General features: G+C 59.7%; 25 protein-coding genes. 19 read left to right on the top strand and 6 right to left on the bottom strand.

Annotation, left to right across the window (positions count from 1 at the left end; genetic code table 11):
* Position 1 precedes the first annotated feature (1 nt).
* From sS8_RS26295 to sS8_RS26360, 14 genes are all read left to right on the top strand, one after another.
* The gene (locus sS8_RS26295) at positions 2 to 589 is read left to right on the top strand and encodes a tetratricopeptide repeat protein (RefSeq protein ID WP_232020448.1); all 588 of its coding nucleotides are present in this window, start codon (positions 2 to 4) and stop codon (positions 587 to 589) included.
* Entirely contained in the window at positions 573 to 1,361 is a 789-nt protein-coding gene (locus tag sS8_RS26300) for a 4Fe4S-binding leucine-rich repeat protein (RefSeq protein WP_119632348.1), read from the top strand. Before sS8_RS26295 ends, sS8_RS26300 begins: the two co-directional genes overlap by 17 nt.
* Positions 1,362 to 1,388: 27 nt before the next feature.
* A complete protein-coding gene (locus sS8_RS26305; RefSeq protein WP_119632349.1) occupies positions 1,389 to 1,718 on the top strand; it encodes a nitrogen fixation protein NifZ in 330 nt (109 codons plus the stop codon).
* Positions 1,715 to 1,984 (top strand): nitrogen fixation protein NifZ, encoded by a 270-nt coding sequence (locus sS8_RS26310; RefSeq protein WP_119632350.1) that lies wholly within the window; start codon positions 1,715 to 1,717, stop codon positions 1,982 to 1,984. Before sS8_RS26305 ends, sS8_RS26310 begins: the two co-directional genes overlap by 4 nt.
* Before the next feature lie 307 nt (positions 1,985 to 2,291).
* On the top strand, positions 2,292 to 2,651 hold the full coding sequence (locus sS8_RS26315; protein WP_179952388.1) for a DUF3024 domain-containing protein: 360 nt from the start codon (positions 2,292 to 2,294) through the stop codon (positions 2,649 to 2,651).
* On the top strand, positions 2,648 to 3,796 hold the full coding sequence (locus sS8_RS26320) for a cysteine desulfurase family protein (protein ID WP_119632351.1): 1,149 nt from the start codon (positions 2,648 to 2,650) through the stop codon (positions 3,794 to 3,796). Before sS8_RS26315 ends, sS8_RS26320 begins: the two co-directional genes overlap by 4 nt.
* A 203-nt stretch (positions 3,797 to 3,999) precedes the next feature.
* A complete protein-coding gene (gene nifT / locus sS8_RS26325; RefSeq protein WP_119632352.1) occupies positions 4,000 to 4,212 on the top strand; it encodes a putative nitrogen fixation protein NifT in 213 nt (70 codons plus the stop codon).
* A 2-nt stretch (positions 4,213 to 4,214) separates the two neighbouring features.
* The gene (locus sS8_RS26330) at positions 4,215 to 4,478 is read left to right on the top strand and encodes a hypothetical protein (RefSeq protein WP_119632353.1); all 264 of its coding nucleotides are present in this window, start codon (positions 4,215 to 4,217) and stop codon (positions 4,476 to 4,478) included.
* A 9-nt stretch (positions 4,479 to 4,487) separates the two neighbouring features.
* The gene (locus sS8_RS26335) at positions 4,488 to 5,642 is read left to right on the top strand and encodes a DegT/DnrJ/EryC1/StrS family aminotransferase (protein WP_119632354.1); all 1,155 of its coding nucleotides are present in this window, start codon (positions 4,488 to 4,490) and stop codon (positions 5,640 to 5,642) included.
* Positions 5,643 to 5,646: 4 nt separating this feature from the next.
* The gene (locus sS8_RS26340; RefSeq protein WP_119632355.1) at positions 5,647 to 5,982 is read left to right on the top strand and encodes a 2Fe-2S iron-sulfur cluster-binding protein; all 336 of its coding nucleotides are present in this window, start codon (positions 5,647 to 5,649) and stop codon (positions 5,980 to 5,982) included.
* 16 nt (positions 5,983 to 5,998) lie between these two features.
* A complete protein-coding gene (locus sS8_RS26345) occupies positions 5,999 to 6,298 on the top strand; it encodes a hypothetical protein (RefSeq protein WP_232020449.1) in 300 nt (99 codons plus the stop codon).
* A complete protein-coding gene (locus sS8_RS26350) occupies positions 6,295 to 7,152 on the top strand; it encodes an SIR2 family NAD-dependent protein deacylase (protein ID WP_119632356.1) in 858 nt (285 codons plus the stop codon). Before sS8_RS26345 ends, sS8_RS26350 begins: the two co-directional genes overlap by 4 nt.
* A 145-nt stretch (positions 7,153 to 7,297) precedes the next feature.
* Positions 7,298 to 7,570: a BolA family protein gene (locus tag sS8_RS26355; protein ID WP_119632357.1), complete on the top strand. Its 273-nt coding sequence runs from the start codon at positions 7,298 to 7,300 to the stop codon at positions 7,568 to 7,570.
* A 47-nt stretch (positions 7,571 to 7,617) separates the two neighbouring features.
* Entirely contained in the window at positions 7,618 to 9,315 is a 1,698-nt protein-coding gene (locus sS8_RS26360; protein WP_119632358.1) for an AAA family ATPase, read from the top strand.
* A 49-nt stretch (positions 9,316 to 9,364) separates the two neighbouring features.
* On the opposite strand, the gene sS8_RS26365 is transcribed toward sS8_RS26360, so the two are convergent.
* The gene (locus sS8_RS26365) at positions 9,365 to 10,129 is read right to left on the bottom strand and encodes a YkgJ family cysteine cluster protein (RefSeq protein WP_119632359.1); all 765 of its coding nucleotides are present in this window, start codon (positions 10,127 to 10,129) and stop codon (positions 9,365 to 9,367) included.
* Positions 10,130 to 10,263: 134 nt separating this feature from the next.
* Between sS8_RS26365 and sS8_RS26370 the strand changes: the two genes are divergently transcribed.
* From sS8_RS26370 to iscX, 4 genes are read left to right on the top strand one after another with little or no spacing between them, the layout of a single operon-like run.
* Positions 10,264 to 11,157 (top strand): NRDE family protein, encoded by an 894-nt coding sequence (locus sS8_RS26370; protein WP_170161275.1) that lies wholly within the window; start codon positions 10,264 to 10,266, stop codon positions 11,155 to 11,157.
* Positions 11,150 to 12,760: a protein adenylyltransferase SelO gene (locus sS8_RS26375; protein WP_232020450.1), complete on the top strand. Its 1,611-nt coding sequence runs from the start codon at positions 11,150 to 11,152 to the stop codon at positions 12,758 to 12,760. The genes sS8_RS26370 and sS8_RS26375 overlap by 8 nt, the downstream gene beginning before the upstream one ends.
* Entirely contained in the window at positions 12,757 to 13,632 is an 876-nt protein-coding gene (locus sS8_RS26380; RefSeq protein ID WP_119632361.1) for a tRNA nucleotidyltransferase, read from the top strand. The genes sS8_RS26375 and sS8_RS26380 overlap by 4 nt, the downstream gene beginning before the upstream one ends.
* A 52-nt stretch (positions 13,633 to 13,684) precedes the next feature.
* Positions 13,685 to 13,879: a Fe-S cluster assembly protein IscX gene (iscX, locus tag sS8_RS26385; protein WP_119632362.1), complete on the top strand. Its 195-nt coding sequence runs from the start codon at positions 13,685 to 13,687 to the stop codon at positions 13,877 to 13,879.
* Positions 13,880 to 14,246: 367 nt separating this feature from the next.
* On the opposite strand, the gene sS8_RS26390 is transcribed toward iscX, so the two are convergent.
* The 3 genes from sS8_RS26390 to sS8_RS26400 all read right to left on the bottom strand — a co-directional run bounded on the left by sS8_RS26390 (position 14,247) and on the right by sS8_RS26400 (position 15,923).
* The gene (locus sS8_RS26390; RefSeq protein ID WP_119632363.1) at positions 14,247 to 14,552 is read right to left on the bottom strand and encodes a DUF6156 family protein; all 306 of its coding nucleotides are present in this window, start codon (positions 14,550 to 14,552) and stop codon (positions 14,247 to 14,249) included.
* 61 nt (positions 14,553 to 14,613) lie between these two features.
* On the bottom strand, positions 14,614 to 15,231 hold the full coding sequence (locus tag sS8_RS26395; protein WP_119632364.1) for a glutathione S-transferase family protein: 618 nt from the start codon (positions 15,229 to 15,231) through the stop codon (positions 14,614 to 14,616).
* 8 nt (positions 15,232 to 15,239) lie between these two features.
* Positions 15,240 to 15,923 carry a fumarylacetoacetate hydrolase family protein gene (locus sS8_RS26400; RefSeq protein WP_119632365.1) on the bottom strand — a complete coding sequence of 228 codons (684 nt, stop codon included), beginning with the start codon at positions 15,921 to 15,923 and terminating at the stop codon, positions 15,240 to 15,242.
* A gap of 195 nt (positions 15,924 to 16,118) precedes the next feature.
* Here sS8_RS26400 and sS8_RS26405 point away from each other — a divergent pair, with 195 nt between their 5' ends.
* Positions 16,119 to 16,430 carry a hypothetical protein gene (locus sS8_RS26405; RefSeq protein ID WP_119632366.1) on the top strand — a complete coding sequence of 104 codons (312 nt, stop codon included), beginning with the start codon at positions 16,119 to 16,121 and terminating at the stop codon, positions 16,428 to 16,430.
* Between the two features lie 41 nt (positions 16,431 to 16,471).
* Here sS8_RS26405 and sS8_RS26410 read toward each other — a convergent pair whose 3' ends face one another.
* Complete coding sequence (locus tag sS8_RS26410; protein ID WP_119632367.1) at positions 16,472 to 17,245, bottom strand: ankyrin repeat domain-containing protein; 774 nt, start codon at positions 17,243 to 17,245, stop codon at positions 16,472 to 16,474.
* Between the two features lie 64 nt (positions 17,246 to 17,309).
* Positions 17,310 to 17,573 carry a hypothetical protein gene (locus tag sS8_RS26415; protein ID WP_119632368.1) on the bottom strand — a complete coding sequence of 88 codons (264 nt, stop codon included), beginning with the start codon at positions 17,571 to 17,573 and terminating at the stop codon, positions 17,310 to 17,312.
* Positions 17,574 to 17,676: the final 103 nt, after the last annotated feature.

Here is a 17,676-nt window from a genome sequence, read left to right on the forward strand (position 1 = left end):
GATGGGGCGCGTTGACATGCAGGACGCCTTCATGCAGACCGATCCGGCCGAAGCGTCGCCTCTTATGGGAGATCCGATGAGCTTTGCGGCCGGCGAAGTGGATGCCGCGGCTGCGTGCTTGGGCGCGGGCTTACCGGAAGCTGCCGAAACGCATCTGCGTCTGGCGGGTCTTTCCTACCACCGTGAGGAGGAAGCCCTCGCGCATTTGCAGGCCGCCTGGGACGCTGCACCGGGCCATGCCGCGGTGTACATCGGACTCTATCGGTTCTATTTCTATAAAAATCGGTTGCGTGAAGCGCTTGATGTCGCGCGGGATTGCCTTAAGAAAGCCGCAAAAGATAACGGGTTAGCCGAGGATTGGCGGGCAGTGAAACCGGCGGATGCCGATTTCGGCAGCTTCGACGCGATTCTACCCCGGTTTTTCCTGTTTACCTTGAAGGGTTACGGTTATCTCCAACTGCGGTTGGGGCAACTCGACGAAGGGCGCGCCGCTATCGAAAAACTGATGGAACTCGATCCGAGCGACAAGCTCGGTGGCAAGGTGCTGCTCGAGGTCCTTGCGAGGTTAGGCCATGAGGAAGAAGATTGAAATCGATGAAGCTCGCGACTGGCAGGGCAGACTTTTGGACTGCTCCGGATGCGAACGCCGCGCGGAGCTTGCTCACGGGCGATGCAGGCTGGGACATGCCTGCGTACATGACCGTTACGCCCGTCGCATTGATCGCTTTTTCCGCTGGAACCCGCAGCTCGCAAAGGAATACCTGGACAGCCCTTATTTTGAGACCCGCGCTGTGGCGGCGAAATACGTCGAGGTATTTCAGCTGCCCCGCTTGATCGCGGACCCCGATGAAACGGTGCGGCAAAGCGTTGCGCAGCGTTTGCCGCTCCGATCCAGACATCTTCAGGCGCTCAGCCGTGACCCACATCGCGAGGTGCGAATCCGGGTTGCGGAACGCCTGGAAATCCGGGATCTCGTCACCATGATCGACGATCTCGATTATTACGTCAGGCAAATCGTCGCTCGGCGTCTGCCGCCGAGCATGCTGGTGCGAATGCTGCACGATTCCGACCGGGAAGTCCGCAAAGTCGTGGCGCGGCGAGTGGGACACGAATGGCTGCATACGATGGCGAAAGACCCGGAATTGGATGTGCGGCTGGAAGCAATACGCCGCATGGACGGCAGCCAGCTCAAGCATTATCGGGAAGATCCCGATTGGCGAGTACGCTACGAGGTCGCCACTCGGCTCGACCCCGCGGAACTCCTTCCGATGCGCGTCGACCCCGACGCCACGGTGCGGGAACTGGTCGAGGAGCGTCTCTCCGGACGGTACGACCCCGACAGACTTCCGGAAGCGTGTTAAACCCACATTTACTCATCGAGGAGCGATATGGCTACCAACATTGTACGTGACAGTGACGTAAACGAATTGAATGATCCGCCGAAGTTCAAATTCGGTGAAAAGGTGAAATCGAAAAAAGTGATCCGTAACGACGGGACTTTCAATGGACGCGATATCGGAGAAGTGCTGGTCAAGAAAGGCGAGGTGGGATTCATCAAGAGCATCAATACTTTTCTGCAGCAGTATTACATCTATGCCGTTGACTTCCCCGATAGGGGCTATGCAGTCGGTATGAAGGGACGCGAAATCGAATCCCTGGACAATCCGCCGCCGCCGAAACAACCAAAAACCGCTGCGGACGAAGGGGAACCGGCATGATCGAACCACGCGCTCCGATTTATCAGTGGGGACAACGGGTCTGGACCGAGACCGATCTTCTCAACGACGGCAGCTATCCTGACCGTGAGCCCGGAGCCTTGCTGGTCGCCGCCGGCAGCGAAGGTGAAATTGTTCAGGTCGGCTATCACGAGGAAGCGAAAATCCCCGTGTACCTGGTTGAGTTTCAGAACGGCTGCGTCGTAGGCTGTTTTGAAGAAGAGCTTCGGGCCGAAAAGGCCAGGGAGCAGGTGGCCGGCATCCTATAGGAAAAATCCTCGTGGCCGGATTGACGCTGTCCCGGGCGAAGGCGAAAGAAGGAACCCTTCCGGCGGATAGCGAGCGAGCAGTCGGAACGCTGTTTCGCCGGTACGCGAAGTTGGCCCGGCAGCGCCTAACGGGTGTGACGTGTCCGCCACCGAAGGCTTGCTATCTGGATGTAGCATGAGGTCGGCTCGGCGTGGTGCGAAGCGCATATGCTCCGGTAGGTCTCCTTCCCGAGCTCGAGGCCGGGAATGAACCGAGCGAATGGAAAGGGCTATTGGGACTTAAAATCTGAGCGGAGGTCTTGATCCGATGAATGGCAATCTTGCGCTGGCCAATCCGATGTCCGTATGTCCCCATCCCAATGAGGTGGATCGGAAGCGTATCGACCGTGCGCTCGCGAAGCGCAAGCGTTACCGGTACGTAACGCCTACGGTGCGCGGGATAGAGACCGGTTATGAAATCGTGAGCCCTTGTTGCTCCCGCAATATCGATCCGGACGGCGGCGTAATCGACATCGCGAGGATCGAGTTTCAGGACCGATCGCGGTGCTGGTTGCTTTACCGCAAGGATCATAAGGCCGGAGCTTGGATCGAGCACGGCGAATTTCACGCCCTGTCTCAAATTCTCGAACTTTTGAACGAAGACCCTGACAGGCTTTTCTGGCAATGAGCGACGCGATCATTTATCTCGATAACAATGCCACTACGGCCGTAGCGCCGGAGTGTGCGGACGCGATGGCCCGCTGTTTGCGGGAAAACTACGGTAATCCGTCGAGCAAACACCGGGTCGGCGAATCGGCGAAGGTCGAAAGCATTGCCGGCCGCGCGAAGGTGGCGGCGCTTTTAGGCGCGACGCCTCCGGAAATCGTGTTTACGAGTGGCGGCACCGAAGCAAATCATCAGGCCATTTTCGGAGCCCTCGCCCTGTCCCCCGGACGACGACATATCGTTACCAGCCAGGTGGAACACCCGTCGACTCTGGCGCTGCTGCGCCACCTCGAAAGCGAGGGCGTGCGAGTGAGCTATTTGCCGGTGGATGGCCAGGGGCAGCTGGATCTCGCTGAACTGGAACAAGCCATCTCCGAAGACACGGCGCTGGTGTCCGTGATGTGGGCCAATAACGAAACGGGCGTCCTGTTTCCGATCGAAGAAGCCGTTGCCATAGCGCAGGCCAAGGGGGCTTTGTTCCATACCGACGCCGTCCAGGCCGTGGGTAAAACCCCTGTCGACGTCAGTAAGGTTCCGGTGGATTTCCTGTCGTTCTCCGGACACAAGATCCATGCACCGAAGGGGATAGGCGTCCTGTTCGTGCGGAAGGGCCGGAAATTGCCGCCGCTGCTGTTCGGACATCAGGAACGCGGGCGTCGCGGAAGCACCGAGAACCTGCCGGGGATCGTCGGTCTCGGGATCGCGGCGGAATTGGCGGCAGCCGGGCTGGAAACCGGGGAATCCCGCATCGCGGCTTTGCGTGACCGCCTTGAGAATGAATTGCTGGCGCGCTTGCCCGGGGCTTTCGTGAACGGCGCCGGTGCACAACGGGTTCCCAATACGTCCAGTATATGTCTGGGTTCGGTCGAGGCCGAACCGATTCTCGACAAGCTCGATCGGGGCGGGATCTGCGCTTCGGCCGGCGCTGCCTGTACCGCTTCCGGCACCGAACCTTCGCACGTGCTCACGGCCATGGGACTGCCGTCCGAGGCGTCGCTGGCAACGATCCGTTTCTCCTTGAGCCGCTACTCCACGGCGGAAGAAATCGACCGGGTCATCGAGATTCTGCCGGGTATCGTTCGCATGTTCGCGGCGGAGGCGGCATGATTCGGCCGAGGGGTGTTTTTCTTCCTCTGGCTTTGGCGCGAGCCGCGAGTTTATCTCGCGCCGAGGTCGTCAATGCACGGGTGGGAATGATGCTCGTCTCAATCCGGGTCACGGCAAAGGCTATGTCTTTCGGCGCAAGTCACGAGCTTTAAATTACCTTATAAAAATTTGAATTTATTGTCCTAAACCAACTGGAGTACCGCATGAAGGTCATGATCAGAAGAAATGCCGCCGGCGAGTTGTCGGTCTATGTTCCCAAGAAAGACCTGGAAGAACCTATCGTTTCCCAGGAGAAGCCGGAACTTTGGGGCGGCATGGTCACGCTGGCGAACGGCTGGGAGTTATCGCTGCCGGCCATGGCCGCCGATACCGCGCTGCCGATAACCGTGGACGCGCGTAGGGTAAGCGGAGACTGACCATGGCGCTCAGTACCGAAGCCCTAGGCGAAATCCGCCTGCTTCTGGAAGGCGACACACCCGTCGCCGAGCGTTGTGCGAGCGTACGCAAGAGTTTCCCGGGACTGTCGTTGACGCGTTGCGACGCCGGCGACATGAGCACGGAAACCCCGACTTTCGAAACCTCCGAACTTTGCGTTTATCTGATAGACACTTCGGAACACTGCGTACGCATCACCGGCGATCCGGCCGCCGCAACCGGTCTGATCGTCGCCCAAAAACGGTAGCCATCGATCATGAAAAACGCACCTTCCATTTTGCTTTCAGACCCCGATATCAGCATGACCGAGCTTGAGGCGGTCGAAGAAGTCCTGAAGTCGCCGCGGCTGAGTGCGGGCCCCACGGTCGAAGCGTTCGAAGCGGCTTTCGCGGAATATATCGGACGCAAGCATGCGGTGGCGGTGAGCAGCGGCACCATCGGTCTCATGCTGGTGCTCAAGGCCTACGGCATCGGCCCCGGGGATGAAGTCATCGCTTCCTCTTTCGGCTTCCGGGAAACCGTTCACGGCGTCGCCCTGGCCGGCGCGACGCCGATCTTCGCCGACGTCGACTACTGGTCGGGAACCTTGGTTCCCGAAAAAGCCGCAGCCGGTATCACGCCTAAAACCCGGGCCATCGTTGCAAGCAACACCAACGGTCATCCGGCGATGTGGCCGGCCTTTCGGGAAATGGCCGAGAAACACGGATTGTTGCTGATCGAAGATTCCACCGAGGCGATAGGCTCTCGCTATAAGGGTAAGTTGGTGGGCAACTTCGGCGATTGCGCGGTGTTCGATCTGTCGCAGCCGTCGCCTCTAACCTGCGGCGAGGGAGGTATCGTGGTGACGGACGACAGCGACCTCGCCGGGCGGCTGCGCGCCTTCCGTGCCCGCCGGCTTGACGAAAGACATTCGGTGGTACTGGGTGAAACACCGCCGTACCGGGCGGAACTCAGCGAAATCAGCGCCGCTCTCGGGCTGGTACAGCTGCAGCGTCTGCCGGGCATCCTGGAGCGGCGCAAGATTGTCGAAGACTATTACAACGCCCACATGCAATCCTTCGAAGGCATTAAACCGCCGTATCTGGCTCCGGACGTGGACGAGGCTCATTGGTTTCTCTACCTGGTTCATCTCGGGACGCGTTTTTCGCGTTCCAGTCGCGACGCCATCATCCACGATCTGGCGACCGAGAAAATCGAAGCGATAGCTTATTGCCGGCCGCTGCATCAACAGCGTTTTTACGGAAATCTGGGTTATCGCAAAGGAGATTTTTTCGTTACCGAGAAGCTTGCAGATCGGGCAGTAGCGTTGCCATTTCACAACCATATCACGGAGGACCAAGTCGGTTTCATCGTCAAAACCGCCAAGGATGCCTCGATTAACATCGGGGCAGGTTCGGCAATTTACCTCTGAGGCCATGTCGGGCTTTTTGCGGACCGGAAAGAGGCGGAATGCGAAAGCCTTGCTGACCGTACTGCCTTCGGGCAAGACGGTAGAAGTGGCGAGAGGTGTCAATTTGCTCGAGGCTATCGCGGCGGCGGGTGAGGCTGTTGCCCACCGCTGCGGCGGCCGGGCCCGGTGCGGCGAGTGCCATGTGCTCGTGCGGCAGGGTTGGCGCGGCTTATCCAAGGTGCGCCAGGCAGAACGCGATCGGCTCACGCAGGTGTGCGGGGCCGAATCGCTGTCCAGGCTGGCTTGCCAAGCCGCCCTGGGCGTACATAACAAAGTCATAATCGAACTTATAAACCATTAACCAGAGGGTCATTGTTATGGATACCAACGAAGCTGTCGCTACTCCATCTGAAACCGAATCGGCCGTGGTCGCGAATGCGGCCGGCGAAGCGGCGCGGTCGGAAAGCGTGATTCATGTCCGTTTCTTTCCGGACGGTACGGTAGCCGAAATCGGGGAGCGTCCGTCCACCGTGGAGGCCCAAAAGTGGTTCAAATACCTGACTGAACACACCCACAATAGCTTCCAGGCATTGTCGGGCGGTCGCGGGTTGTTCCGGCTGCCGCGCACCGAGGTCGATGCGTTGAAGGCGGCTTGTGCCGCGGAGATTACATCATGAGTGCACCGACCGTCAGTCAGTTCTCCGACGATTTGGCGACGGGACGGATCATTCCGTATCTCGGCCCGGAGGTCCTCGGTCTGGCTCCCGGCGGCTCGATCCCGAGCTCGCCGGAGACCTTGGTGGAACTGATTACCGCCAAGGTCACTGTGCCGCACAAGATCCGGAAGAATCTGACGGCCGCCAGTCAGTACGTGGAGAACTTCAAACACCGGAAGACCCTGGTGGGGCTTTTGCAGGAAGCATTCAAGAGTCCGCCGGAGCCGACTGTCCTGCACAGTTTTCTGGCCGGCCTCGCCAATCCGCTGCCCCTGATTGTCGATGTCTGGTACGACGCCAGCATGGCGGCGGCTTTGGCCTCGCGCAGCGATTTCGGGCAAGTGCAGGGTGTGAGCCGCGCGGAATACCTGGCCGATTGGGTCCATTATTTCCGTGCCGACTGCACCAAGGCGGAGCCTGAAGAAGCGGCCGGATGGACAACCCTGCTGTACAAGCCGCTGGGTTCTATCGCGCCTGCGTCCAATTTCATCATTTCCGATTCGGATTACGTGGAAGTGCTCACCGAGATCGACATCCAGACGCCGATTCCGGAGCGGGTGAAGGAAATTAGGACGGGCCGGAGCTTCCTGTTTCTGGGCTGCCGTTTCCGCAACCAGTTGGAGCGGAGTTATGCAAGGCAGATCATGAAGCGCTCCAGCGACCGCCATTTCGCGGTGCTGGAAGGCGACCTCACCCGCAACGAGGCAAGGTTTATCGAGGAGCAGGGAATCGAGCGGATCGACATGCCCCTCGCCGAGTTCGTTTCCGAGCTGACTGGTATGCCGACGGAATCGCGCCGGGCGGCCGTGGCGTAAGGCATTGGCCGATCGGAGTGCGCCCAACGAGTCCGTCCCCAGAAGGTACGGCCATACAGTTGTTACGGTCGTTGCTGATGGGGAGGACTCGCGGGTTCGGGACGAATTGCTCAACCGTTTTGACATCGCGTGGAGGTAACAGCCCATGACTACGGATCGCGTTGCCCGATTGCGGGTACTTTTGGAACAGGCCTTCGAGCCGGTTCAACTGAACATCGTCGACGATAGCCGGTCCCATGCGGGCCATGCCCACGAGGGCGGCGGCCATTTTTTCGTCAGCTTGTGTTCCCGCCACTTCGAGGGGCGGTCGATGCTGGAGCGGCATCGGCTGGTCTATTCGGCGGTGAGCGAGATGATGCCGGGAGATATTCATGCCCTGAGCATCACGGCGCTGACGCCGGCGGAACAGGCGGCTTAGCGCCGGTGTTCCGGGTTCAAATTCGGTTTTATCGGGGATAGCAGAGAATGAAACTTCAGATCGAGCGGCCTTACGTCGAGGCGATGGTCGAGGAGTTTCCGGATTTGGCGCCTTTGAAGGAACAGCTGAAATTCGGAAACCGCGTCGAGGTGCCGTTCCAGCAGTTGCCTAGCCATGCCTTGACCTACCTGGGCGATCTTTACCGGCAGGGAGGGCCGGACATGCAAGCGAAGGCGGCTCAGCTTGCCACCTTGCAGAAAGCCATGAACGATGACGGGGTACGGTTCGAGGCCGAAGACCTGGAGATGCTGCTTCCCGCGATCGCTCGTTACTTGGCGACGGATGCCATTCGCGGCTGGGTGTTTACCGCGAGCGTCGCCGGCCGGCCCCTGCCGTATGTCATTACCCGGCTCGACTACACGCCGGCCTCGAACGACGAAATCGGGAAGGTGTTCATCGAGCTCAAAGCCAATGCGAAGGGCGCGATTGCCTCCCATACCATTCGTATCCTGCCCAGCGATATCACGGGTAAGACCGTGGCCGAAATTTTCGCCGCCAAGGGTTTTCTGAAAGAAACACCTGAACTCATACGCAGCTACGACGAGACCGCCGAACGTTATTTCAACTGGCGGGCGCGCTACGGCGCCCAGTTTTCCGGTAAAGGCACCGGCTTCTACGCCGAGGACCCGACGGCTTCCCACCGGGACACCGACTGGTCGCGGAAGGACGTGGTCGTGCTTTCGTCCGGCGGCGGCAGCGCGCGTCTGGTCAATGATGAAGGCATTCTCAGTTCGCGCGCGCTGACCCTGGATGCCACCGGCGATATCCTGGGACCTTATTTGCGCAAGGCGGCCAAGAGCAATCGCTACGACGCCGAGGACGAAGTCCAGGAATCGGTGTCCGCCATGCCCAAGGGCTTGTTTACCCAGCTGCCCGTGCATTTCTACATCCTCATGTTCCACCTGGAACTGCACCATTATCTGTGGGTCCATGTGGACGACATCACGCCCTACCAGTATCAGCCGGCTTTGAAGCAAAAGCTGATTCTTCCGGAGGAGCAGACCGACCTTATCGACATTCTGACGGCCGAGATGGATGTCCTGATGGACGATATCGTCGCCGGCAAGTCCGGAGGTACGACCGTGCTGTGCGCCGGTCCGCCCGGCGTCGGCAAGACTTTGACCGCGGAAGTTTATTCCGAAATCATCCAGCGGCCGTTGTACCGGGTCCATTCCGGACAATTGGGCTTGAACGTCGCTGCCATGGAAACCGCGCTCAAGGATGTTCTGACTCGAGCCCAGCGCTGGGGAGCGGTCATGCTGATCGACGAGGCCGACGTCTACATCAAGCGCCGTGACGACAACATCACGATGAACGCCGTGGTCGGGGTATTTCTTCGGGTACTCGAATATTTCAACGGCCTGCTGTTTCTCACCACCAATCGGGTGGACGACATCGACGAAGCCATCGTGTCCCGCTGCATAGCGCTCATCAAGTTTTATCCGCCGGACCGGGACAATCGCCGCAAAATATGGACGGTGATGACCGAGCAGTTTGCGCTCGACGTGGCGCCGCCTCTGATCGACGAACTCGCGGATCTGTTTCCGACGGCGAGCGGGCGCGACATCAAGGGACTAGCCAAGCTGGTGGCGAAATATTGCCAGCAGAAGCGGGTGCCGCCTTCGCTTGCGGTTTTCAAGCGTTGCTCGATCTTCCGCGGAATGGACCTGGATCTCGCTGCCTAGCAGCCGCTGCAACGTGAAACACGAAAGTCATCGGCGGGCATACGCTGCGTTATCCCGCGCTGCCGGCGGTCTTGAGGGTGTCGAAAGTGCTCGCCATTTCTTCGAGGCTGACCTCGGTGGCCAGGGCATCGGCAAAGACGTCCTTTCCGACTATCCATTGGGCGAGGAGATTCTGATCGGCCAAGGCCATGCAAACGGCCTGGTTGAGTTCGTAAGCGCCGAACGCGTAGCCGGCGTCCCGGAGGGCCGATTGCATCGCGTGCTGAATCAGGCTGCGGACGGTCATGTGGGGAGCGGAAAAAGGTATGTTTTCGGCGCGGCCGGCCGCCGCCTCGACACAAGCGCGCTTGTCGTAGGAGGCGTGCCCACGGCAGGCGAGGGGCCGCACCGGATAAATGACGCAGACACCATTGGCGATGAAAGGACAGCGGCGCCTGAGGGTAACTCGCTGCTCTTCGCCGAGAGCCCGTGTGACCAGATCGGCGTCGACGATCCGCTGTTCCAGATCGAATTCGGCACGCTTCAAGGCAGCCGACGCCCAGCGGACATAACGCGCGATCATCAGGATTTCCGGGGCCGTCGCCGTGACCCTGAGCGTGCAGCAGGTGGCGCATCCCTTATGGCAGGCCAAGGGGGGAAGGCCTTCGGACTGAATTTCGACGTTGCCTTCGAAGCTGCTGAAGGCTTGTTCCAACAGCCCGTCGATGAGGTCGTCTCGACCCCGCCTGGCGGCCAGGGTTTCGGCGAAAGCCTGGTGCTGCGCCTTGAAAAAAGCCAAGGGGCCGGAGTCGCCTGCTATCGTTTCTTCTAGCATCGGTGTTTTGTCATGTGTAAAAGTGCTCATATTGCGACCACAGCGTATCCGGGTCAATGCAACCGGCGGGTTTTCGATTTTTCCGCCGGCTCCATCGGCCGGAAGCCGTATTCGACTCGGCGTCGGGTTTTGTCATGAGCACGGTAGCGCTCGCCTGGGGCGCCCACCCCGATTTTCCCCTGGTGCTGTTTGCCAATCGCGATGAAAGCCATACTCGGCCGACCGCGCCGGCCGCATGGTGGACGGACGAGCCCGGCTGCCTGGGTGGCCGCGACCTGGCAGGGGGAGGAACCTGGTTCGGCGTGGCCCGCGACGGCCGCTTTTCGCTGGTAACGGCATTTCGCGACAGTGCGCCCGCGGATCCGGATGCGCCGACCCGCGGGCAACTTCCGCTGGAGTATCTTTCTTCCGGCGAGGAACCGGTCGTCCATGCGCGGCGTTTCGTTCGTGCCCGAGGCGGCCATCCGCCGTTCAATCTGCTGATCGGTTCTCCCCGCCACATGTACTACGCCGCTACCCGCGCACGCTTGCCGCTGGCTTTGACGCCCGGCATTCACACCCTGTCCAACGGGCTGTTGGACGAGCCCTGGCCCAAATGCGTACGCCTGGATACGCTGCTGGGCTCTTATGTGAGAACCCACGGCGGGTTTGCGATGTTGCTGGGCGCATATTCGGAATTGTCCAAGGCCGACGTGAGAGGCGCCGACGATCCGGTTTGTACCGCCAAACCGGTAACGCCGGCCGACTTTGCGACAGCGGGATTTTCGATGCTGGCGGATCGTGAAACCACCTACGAAGGTTTGCCCGATACCGGTGTCGGGCGCGCGGAGGAAGAACGCTTGTCGGCCTGCTTCGTGATCGGAGCCGAATCCGGCACCCGTTCGACCACGGCCTTGATTATGGCCCGGGACGGCCGGATCTATTTCGAGGAACGTAGCTTCGATCCTGCGGGTGTTGAATCGGGCCGTGTCGTCGAAGAATGGACGATCGACCCGCAGGTCTTTTCGGGGAGTGGCAACGATGACTGAAACCCATCAAAGCTCCCGAAACGGCGCCGCAGCGGCTCGTCGCAAGACTTCGTCCAGGCGCGGACAAACCGAGCGCGCACCGGTGCGGCCGGAGATGATGCACGGGTTTTCTCCGCGCCATTCCTATCGCGAACTGCCCTTGGCCCCGCGCTACAAGGAATTGGGTGAGCCTTATCACACGCCGGTGCCGGCCACCCCCTTGCCGGAGCCGAAGATGGTGCACTTCAACGCGCCCTTGGCTTTGGAGCTCGGTCTCGACATCAGTGAAGCCCAATCGCCCAAGCTTCTGGACATTCTGGCGGGTAACCGGCCGTGGCCCAAGTACGAGCCTTCGGCTTCGGTTTACGCGGGACACCAGTTCGGCGCCTGGGTGCCGCAATTGGGGGACGGGCGCGCCTTGTTGATCGCCGAGGTCAGGACGCCCGCGGGCGCACGCATGGAACTGCAGCTCAAAGGCTCCGGGCCGACGCCGTACTCGCGGGGGCTGGATGGCCGCGCGGTGCTGAGATCGTCGATTCGGGAATATCTCTGTTCGGAGGCCATGCACGCCCTCGGCGTACCGACCACCCGCTGCCTGAGCCTGGTGGCTTCGCCGGAACCCGTCTATCGCGAAGCGGTAGAAACCGCGGGTGTGGTATGCCGGGTCGCCCCCAGTTTCGTGCGGTTCGGACAGTTCGAGTTTTTCTACCAGAACGGTCAGCGACAACATCTGGCGCCTTTGGCCGAACATGTCATCGAAGAGCATTTTCCCCATCTTAAGGACCGTCCCGACCGTTATGCCGCCTGGCTGGACGAAGTCGTCGAGCGTACCGCGAAGCTGATCGCACAATGGCAAACCCTGGGATTCTGTCACGGCGTCATGAATACCGACAATTTCTCGGCACTGGGGCTGACTCTGGATTATGGGCCCTTCGGCTTCATGGATGCATTCCGACAATACCATATCTGCAACCATTCCGACTTCGAAGGCCGCTACGCTTATTATGCCCAGCCCGAGATCGGCCAGTGGAACTGCTCGCGGCTGCTGCGGGCGTGCTTGCCGCTGCTGTCGGACCGCGAGGAGGAAGCCCTGGAGATCGCTACCGGCATTTTCGAGCGCTATGCTCCGGTGTACGGCCAGGCCATCATGCGCCGCTGGGTGGACAAACTGGGTTTATACGAACTCCGCGAGAGCGATACCGAATTGGTGAACGGGTTTCTCGCTATCCTGCAGCGTGGCAAGAACGATTTCACCCGGAGCTTCCGCAATCTTTCCAAGGTGCGCACGGACAGCGAAGAGCCGGCGGTCGGCGCGCGCGAAGAGATCCTGGATCTGGAAGCGTACGACGCCTGGATTGCCGATTATCGCGCCCGTCTTCGTTCCGAGGGGAACACCGACGACGAGCTTAGGGCCCTGCGCATGAACCGTATCAATCCCAAATACGTGCTGCGCAACCATCTGGCCCAGGCCGCCATAGAAAAAGCGGAGACCGGGGACTATGCGGAAGTTGCCAGGCTCGTCCGGTTGTTCGCACGGCCTTTTGACGAACAACCCGATATGGAAGCTTACGCCGAATCGCCACCGGATGAACTGCGGCACATCGAAGTGAGCTGCTCGTCATGACCATGCACCTGATACCACCCACGCTCGGCGACGATCCGCTGGATATCCTGCGGTTGGCGGCGTGCGCCGCGCATATCCCGGATTTTGTGGTGCCACCCGAAGCCATGGTCAAACTTGTCTCCCTGGTGGCGGACGGCGCGCTCGACAGAGTCAATCCGGAGGCTGCCTGGCCCGAGCTGTCGCATGGCCTGATGGGGGGGCGTCCTTCGCGAATGATGGAGGTCCTCCGGGGCTGCGGCGCTCTGGCGCGGCTGATTCCTGAACTGGATGCCTTGTTCGGGGTTCCGCAAAGCGCGGACGATCCGCCCGAAGTCGATGTAGGCGAACACCAGTTGCTCGTCATCGACGAGACCGCGCGTATCCATGCGCCACTCGCCACGCGCTGGGCGGCGCTGGTGCACAAGCTGGGAAAGGCGGTTTCGCCACGCGAATTCTGGCCTACCCACTATCGCCACGAAGCCCGCGGCGAACCCCTGGTCGAAGGGGTCTGCGAACGCTTCAGGGTTTCCGCCGAATGCCGCAACCTGGCTTTGCTGGTGCTGCGCGAGTGCGATCGCGTCCACCGCGCCGTCGATATGCGGGCAGCGGCGATAGCGACCATGCTGGAACGAGTGGAGGCTTTGCGCTACCCGGAGCGTTTCGAGCAACTGCTGGCGGTCTGCACCTGCGACTACCGAGCCTATCCGGGAAGATCGGGCGCGGATTATCCCAAGGCAGAGCTGCTGCAGCGCGCTTTCAGGGCGTTTGCCGGACAGGCCGGGACTTTCGCCGAGTCGGCCGAGCTCGGCCGGGAGATTTCGGAGCAGACCTTCGAAAAGCGCGCTCGGGCGGTGGCGGAAGCTTTGCGCAGCGAGCGCTGGGCCGATGCCTAGCGAGGTTTCCCATTGCGGATTTTGTTAGCAACCATCCACTGAGGAGCAATCCATGAAATGGAGCGATACCTTCGACATCGCCATTGCACTGGCCGAAAGCCACCCTGACGTCGATCCCAAATACGTGCGGTTCACCGATCTGCTCGACTGGGTCATGAATCTCGACGGGTTCGACGACAGCGCCGAAAAATGCAACGAGAAAGTGCTGGAAGCCGTGCAGATGGCGTGGATAGACGAGGTGAGCTAGGCCGGCGCTTCCCGCTCGGATCAAGCGAGTCAAGCATTCGTGGATTCCGCCTTGGAAATTACTGCGCGTAAAGTAAAGTACTATTCGAATCGCCCTCACCCCAGCCCAATCACGCCGCACATTCCCTGCGGGTAGCCGCAAGCGGCGCTCACGCGTGCAAACCGGCCTCGCCATGCTACGCTGTTCCGCTTAGTAAGATGCAAGCAGCAGGCAGCGCAGCGTAATGTCGCGAAGGGATTCGCGACCTAAAGCGGTACAGTCGTCGGCAATCCGTTGCCGACGAACCCGTAGTCCCAATGGCGGCGTCGGGAACGGGTTCCTGAGCTGCGGAGGTTCCACGTTGATGATGGCGCGCTAGCCGGCGCCATCAGCTTTTGAGAAGTTCGCCGTTCTCGTCAAACGTCATGCCGTTCAGTTCTCCGTCGGCATCGATGATTTCGACCGAGCTCAGGGCACTGTTGGGATGGTAGGTATAGCGGTGTTCCATTTCGACTTCCCCGTAGACCACTTTCTGCAGGCCGATCAACCGGTCCTGATCGTCGAAATAGCCGCGGAAGTAGGTGTTGCGGTTTTCCAGTTGGGCGGGTTCCAGTTCCGTCATCAGCTTGAGCGGCAGTTTTACGCCGGTATAGGTGAGGAAATAGCGGCAATGTCCCTCAAAGTCTTCCGTCATGATTTATTGTTCTCCAGGGGGGATTAAAAGGTTATTGGTTCCAAGGGATATAAAATATCTTTTAAACGCGATAGCCTTCTTCGCGCAATACCCTCTGCACCGCCGGCCGGGCGAGCATGCGCTGGTAGTGCGCGCGGCAGTTGTCGGGCAGTTCGAGCTTGAGCTTATCGCCCCAGAACTCCACGTAGAACAGGGCGGCGTCGGCGATGGAGAATCGCCCGGCGACATACTCCTGGCCGCGCAACAACCCATCCAGTATCCCATAACCCTTGGCCACGATATCCAGGCCGCGTTGTTTGACCGCCTCGCGCTCGGCCTCGTTAGGCGTGTATTGATCGGTGGTGAATATACGCGTGAAACCCTGCATGTGGATTGTGCCGACGGCATAGGCCATCGCCTCTAAAACCCGAGCCTCGCCGTCGGCATCGTCCGGCAGCAGTTTCGCCTGCGGATAAGTCCGGGCCAACCACCAGGCGATGGCCTGAAACTCGGTCAGCGCCGAGCCGTCGTCGCGTACCAGGGTCGGAATCGTGCCTTTCGGGTTTAAGGCCAAATAATCGGGCCGGTTCTGATCTCCCGCGAGAAGATCGACCAGATACGCTTCGAAAGGCAGGTCCAGTTCTTCCAGCAGTATGTGTATACCCGTCGAGCACGATCCGGGCGTCATATAAAGCTTCATCGAACGCCTCATCCAATGGTGATGATTAAAGGCTCTAGACCGGCGACCGTCGCTTCGATGACATCGCCCTTGACTACCGGACTCGTCCCGGCGGGCGTGCCGGTGTAGATCAGGTCGCCGGGGCAAATTTCAATCAGCGTGGACAGATAGCTGATGGTCTCGGGTATCTTCCAAATCATTTCCGACACGTCGGCGCTCTGCCGCAATTCTCCGTTCACCTTGAGCTCGATCTTGCCCTGGGCAATCACGCCCGTATAGAACTCCGGAGTGAGTGCGGAGCAGGGCGCAGACTGGTCAAATCCTTTGGCCATGTCCCAGGGTAGTCCCTTTTCGCGCGCGTTCTGCTGTACATCGCGCAGAGTCATGTCCAGCCCTACGGCATAGCCGAAGATGTAATCGTTGGCTTTGTCGGCGGGGATTTGTTTGCCGCCCAGCTGCATGGCGACGACCAGCTCCACTTCCGGTTGCAGGTTTTCGGTTCCGGGCGGGTAGGACAGAACCGAGTTGTTGGGCAGGATGGCATCCGCCGGTTTCATGAAGAAAAAGGGCGGCTCTGCGGCCGGATCGGCACCCATTTCCCGTGCGTGATCCGGATAATTGCGTCCGACGCAGAATATGCGTCGCACCGGAAACGGATTGCATGACATGGCCGGAAGGCTGACGATGGGAGCAGGGGCAAAAGCGTATTTCATAGTCTGGAACCTCTCTGAAGAGCAAATGTGCCGGCGACGGATTTTTCCGGGTAGTCGTCAAGCGCGGTTGGAGCGTTAAAGATTTGCAAAATAACCATACGATTTATGGTAGAATTCTGCCCCGAAGTGCCACGCGCGCACTTGGATAAGTCTTTATTTTGATTAATCAAAAACAATCGAAAGTTAGGAGGTAACATGGTGCGTGAATTTTCGTATCGGGGAGAAATCTTCAGGGCGACGGTACATGGACGGCCCGGCATCGAAGAGCTTTTCCTCATCCACATGGTCGACGATGAGGAAGGCCCGGAAATCTCTCTGGACCGGTTCGAAGATCCCAATAATGACCCCGCTCAGAGCTTGGAAGACAAGCTCGCCGATTTGGCGGATGAACTCATGCAGGAGCACGCCGTGGAGCCTGCGGATCCGAATGCGGCGTTTGCCTGGAACGAACCCAAAACGGGCGTAAATGTCCATAGCGGCGTTCAGCACCACGGCCTGGAAGCCTAATCGGGCGGGCGAATCGTACGTATAAGGGGGGCCATGGACGGCTAACCTGCCGCTGCTCGCAGCAGGTTCAAGCAATCCAGATTGGCGGCCATGTCCAGGGCGGTGAAATCATCCAGGGTCTTGATGCCGATATCGGCGCCGAGCGCCAATAGCCGAGCGACGACCGCTGTTTTGCCGGTGGATACGGCGTACATCAGACAAGTGGCACCGTTTTCGTTCTGATGGTTAATGTCGATGCCCCGCTCGATCAGGCGGTCGATCACCTCCAGGTTCTCGCCATAGCAAGCCAGCCAGAGGGCATTGTTGCCGTCGCTATTGAGCGGATCCAGCGAGGCACCGGCTTCCAGAAGCGCTTCCACCATGGCTTGGTCGCCGAGGCGGCAGGCATGCATCAGGGGCGTCATCCGGTTATCGCGGGTAGCCTCGATGTTATCGGGCGGAAAGCCATGCTCGCTGAGCCAGCTGCGAAGGACCGGGCTCAACTCCGCGGAGCTCGGTCTCGAAGGCACGGCGGCGCGCCAGGCCTCGTAACCGTCGATCAGATCGTAGATCGTCTTGAAGCCAAAGTCCCGGAACATTTGCGCGTAAGTCTGGCTGGCGTTGCCGTGATAGCAGTAGATCAGTACCGGCTGCGATTTGGGCGTACGCATGAGTACCTGCTCCAGGTTCGCACCCGAGAGATGCCGGGCGGCATCGATATGTCCCGCCGCAAAGGAATCCGGATCCCGCACGTCGAAAACCAACAGGTCGGGTTGTTGCAGCAAAGTCTGGGTTTCGGCGACGGTCACCCGTCGCCAGGCGGTTTCCCCGGTCATAACATGTCCTCGATTCTTAAAGTGTTTCGCCAGCCGGCTGCAAATTAAACTTTCTCAAGATCCTTCACTCCTCATCCGGACTCGCCATCCAGCTGTAGCCGCCCTGATCCCAAAGCTGGGCCAGCAGCTGATCGGTGGTGTAGGTCGGGTACTGTGCTTTGACGTTGTCGAATTCCGCGAGAAACGCCGCAACATCTTCTCCCTCGATATGGGTCGATGCGCGATCCTCTTTGGAACGAAGTATGTAAGTCGAGCCGTCACCGTTGGAGAAGAGCGCGAATTGCTCGCCCTCCGCGACGACCGCCATGGAATCTTGCATTTCAGCCATCGCTAACCCCGCTTGCGTCTGCCTTATGATGAATCAGGTCGTTCATGTAGAACTCTCCTTAATGTTCAAAGAAGTGTTGATGAGAAGGTCGAAACGTCTACGC

This window comes from Methylocaldum marinum (genome assembly GCF_003584645.1).
Taxonomy (GTDB): Bacteria; Pseudomonadota; Gammaproteobacteria; order Methylococcales; family Methylococcaceae; genus Methylocaldum; species Methylocaldum marinum.

Bases quoted from the DNA above. Each gene is read 5' to 3' on its own strand.
- sS8_RS26295 (WP_232020448.1), top strand. From the start codon at position 2: ATGGGGCGCGTTGACATGCAGGACGCCTTCATGCAGACCGATCCGGCC.
- sS8_RS26300 (WP_119632348.1), top strand. From the start codon at position 573: ATGAGGAAGAAGATTGAAATCGATGAAGCTCGCGACTGGCAGGGCAGA.
- sS8_RS26305 (WP_119632349.1), top strand. From the start codon at position 1,389: ATGGCTACCAACATTGTACGTGACAGTGACGTAAACGAATTGAATGAT.
- sS8_RS26310 (WP_119632350.1), top strand. From the start codon at position 1,715: ATGATCGAACCACGCGCTCCGATTTATCAGTGGGGACAACGGGTCTGG.
- sS8_RS26315 (WP_179952388.1), top strand. From the start codon at position 2,292: ATGAATGGCAATCTTGCGCTGGCCAATCCGATGTCCGTATGTCCCCAT.
- sS8_RS26320 (WP_119632351.1), top strand. From the start codon at position 2,648: ATGAGCGACGCGATCATTTATCTCGATAACAATGCCACTACGGCCGTA.
- nifT (WP_119632352.1), top strand. From the start codon at position 4,000: ATGAAGGTCATGATCAGAAGAAATGCCGCCGGCGAGTTGTCGGTCTAT.
- sS8_RS26330 (WP_119632353.1), top strand. From the start codon at position 4,215: ATGGCGCTCAGTACCGAAGCCCTAGGCGAAATCCGCCTGCTTCTGGAA.
- sS8_RS26335 (WP_119632354.1), top strand. From the start codon at position 4,488: ATGAAAAACGCACCTTCCATTTTGCTTTCAGACCCCGATATCAGCATG.
- sS8_RS26340 (WP_119632355.1), top strand. From the start codon at position 5,647: ATGTCGGGCTTTTTGCGGACCGGAAAGAGGCGGAATGCGAAAGCCTTG.
- sS8_RS26345 (WP_232020449.1), top strand. From the start codon at position 5,999: ATGGATACCAACGAAGCTGTCGCTACTCCATCTGAAACCGAATCGGCC.
- sS8_RS26350 (WP_119632356.1), top strand. From the start codon at position 6,295: ATGAGTGCACCGACCGTCAGTCAGTTCTCCGACGATTTGGCGACGGGA.
- sS8_RS26355 (WP_119632357.1), top strand. From the start codon at position 7,298: ATGACTACGGATCGCGTTGCCCGATTGCGGGTACTTTTGGAACAGGCC.
- sS8_RS26360 (WP_119632358.1), top strand. From the start codon at position 7,618: ATGAAACTTCAGATCGAGCGGCCTTACGTCGAGGCGATGGTCGAGGAG.
- sS8_RS26365 (WP_119632359.1), bottom strand. From the start codon at position 10,129: ATGCTAGAAGAAACGATAGCAGGCGACTCCGGCCCCTTGGCTTTTTTC.
- sS8_RS26370 (WP_170161275.1), top strand. From the start codon at position 10,264: ATGAGCACGGTAGCGCTCGCCTGGGGCGCCCACCCCGATTTTCCCCTG.
- sS8_RS26375 (WP_232020450.1), top strand. From the start codon at position 11,150: ATGACTGAAACCCATCAAAGCTCCCGAAACGGCGCCGCAGCGGCTCGT.
- sS8_RS26380 (WP_119632361.1), top strand. From the start codon at position 12,757: ATGACCATGCACCTGATACCACCCACGCTCGGCGACGATCCGCTGGAT.
- iscX (WP_119632362.1), top strand. From the start codon at position 13,685: ATGAAATGGAGCGATACCTTCGACATCGCCATTGCACTGGCCGAAAGC.
- sS8_RS26390 (WP_119632363.1), bottom strand. From the start codon at position 14,552: ATGACGGAAGACTTTGAGGGACATTGCCGCTATTTCCTCACCTATACC.
- sS8_RS26395 (WP_119632364.1), bottom strand. From the start codon at position 15,231: ATGAAGCTTTATATGACGCCCGGATCGTGCTCGACGGGTATACACATA.
- sS8_RS26400 (WP_119632365.1), bottom strand. From the start codon at position 15,923: ATGAAATACGCTTTTGCCCCTGCTCCCATCGTCAGCCTTCCGGCCATG.
- sS8_RS26405 (WP_119632366.1), top strand. From the start codon at position 16,119: ATGGTGCGTGAATTTTCGTATCGGGGAGAAATCTTCAGGGCGACGGTA.
- sS8_RS26410 (WP_119632367.1), bottom strand. From the start codon at position 17,245: ATGACCGGGGAAACCGCCTGGCGACGGGTGACCGTCGCCGAAACCCAG.
- sS8_RS26415 (WP_119632368.1), bottom strand. From the start codon at position 17,573: ATGGCTGAAATGCAAGATTCCATGGCGGTCGTCGCGGAGGGCGAGCAA.